General features: G+C 72.7%; 2 protein-coding genes. Both read left to right on the top strand.

Annotated elements, in window-relative coordinates; translation table 11 throughout:
- The first annotated feature begins 386 nt into the window (after positions 1 to 386).
- A complete protein-coding gene (locus LLG88_14325) occupies positions 387 to 860 on the top strand; it encodes a GAF domain-containing protein (protein MCE5248086.1) in 474 nt (157 codons plus the stop codon).
- A 77-nt stretch (positions 861 to 937) separates the two neighbouring features.
- On the top strand, positions 938 to 1,753 hold the full coding sequence (locus LLG88_14320; protein ID MCE5248085.1) for a phenylalanine 4-monooxygenase: 816 nt from the start codon (positions 938 to 940) through the stop codon (positions 1,751 to 1,753).
- Positions 1,754 to 1,815 lie beyond the last annotated feature (62 nt).

Raw genomic sequence — 1,815 nt, 5'->3', positions numbered from 1 at the left:
TCGGCCCGGGTTCAGTGGCGCGGCTCGACGTCGACGGTCAGCAGCCGGCGGCGGACCGTGTCGTGCCAAAGCTGAACTGGTGAGACACCTGTCCGGTCACGTGACCGGTAGCGGGCCAGATCGTCGCATTCGGCGAGTGGCCTCGCCGACCGATCGGATGACGCCGCGCGCGCCATGCGTTGCGGCAAGGCGGTCTTGGGGCAGACGGTCTTCGGGCTGGTTGGCCACGGTCGGTAGTTTTTCGAAGCGCCCGGCGTCGCGTCCGGTTCGGGCTTCCAGGCGGGAGACCGCGTCCGCATGAAGTGACGCGCGCCCTCGGCGTGCCCTGCGCCCCGGTCCGTGGCATCGTACGGGCCGGGGCGTTTTCGTCTCCGCCGGAGGACCCAATGCCCGCCGCCGACCAGGCCCGTCTCGCCGACCGCTACGCGCGGATCGCCGCGCAACTGGCGCCGCTCTTCACGAAGACCGCCGACCCGATCGCGCGGATGGCGACGGCGGCCGCGGTGCTCCACCACAAGAACAACCACTTCTTCTGGACCGGCTTCTACCGCCTGCTCGAGGACGACCTGGTCGTCGGGCCGTACCAAGGCGCGCTCGCCTGCCAAGTCCTGGAGCGCGGCAAGGGGGTCTGCTGGGCGGCGGCGACGCGCGGCGAAACCGTCCTCGTCCCGGACGTCCACGCCTTCCCCGGCCACATCGCGTGCGACGCCCGCTCCAAGAGCGAGATCGTCGTCCCGGTCCGCGACCCGGCCGGCGTCCTCCGCGCCGTGCTCGACGTCGACTCCGAGCGCGAGGACGCCTTCGGCCCGGCCGACGCCGCCGGGCTGGAGCGCGTCGCGGCGATGATCTTCGCGCCCTGACCGGCGCCCGGGCGAAGGACGAAAGTCGTTGCCCGCCTCGCGCCGCCTCGGGATATTTCAGGCGCGCGAGGAAGCCGATGAAGACCAGCGCCGTCCGGCTCGAAGCCGACCATCCCGGCTTCAACGATCCGGCGTATCGCCGCCGGCGGGACGAAATCGCCGCCGCCGCGCTCGCCCACCGCCCCGGCGACGCCCCGCCGCGCATCGCCTACACCGCCACCGAGACGGCGACGTGGGGGGCCGTCTTCCGCCATCTGTCCGAGCTCTATCCCACGCACGCCTGCCGCGAATACAACGACGTCCTGCGCTCGTTCGAGTTCGGCCCCGACGAGATTCCGCAGCTCGCCGACGTGGACGCGCGCCTGCGGAGGACGACCGGCTTCCGCGTCGTTCCCGCCGCGGGGCTCGTCGAGGCGCGGGACTTCCTCGGCGCGCTCGCGCGGCGCGTCTTCCCCGCCACGCAGTATTTGCGCCATCACTCGGCGCCCCACTACACGCCGGAGCCGGATCTCTGCCACGAGCTGCTCGGCCACGCGCCGATGCTCGCCGTCTCCGAGTACGCGGACCTCACCGAGCGGATCGGCGCGGCGGCGTTCGGCGCCGACGACGCGCTGACCGAACGGGTCGCGCGGCTCTACTGGTACACGCTGGAGTTCGGCCTCGTGCGGCAGAACGGCCAACGGCGCGCCTACGGCGCCGGGCTCCTCTCGAGCTACGGCGAACTGGCGCGCGCCCTTTCCGGCGCGGCGGAGGTCCGCCCGTTCGACGCCGCCGTCGCGGCGGAAACGCCGAACCCGATCACCACCTACCAGCCGCTTCTCTTCGAGTCGCCCTCGCTCGCCGACGCGCTCGGGAAGGTCGCCGCGTTCATCGAGGCGGCGCGCGGCCGCTGACGGTTCCGCGGAGGAACGCGATGCCCGACCACGAGCAGCAGGCGACCGCGACGATCGGGATC

The sequence above is a fragment of the bacterium genome (assembly GCA_021372775.1).
Lineage (GTDB): Bacteria > Acidobacteriota > Polarisedimenticolia > J045 > J045 > JAJFTU01.
Note: the sequence above shows the minus strand (reverse complement) of the source record. Positions and strands in the feature narration are given on the sequence as shown.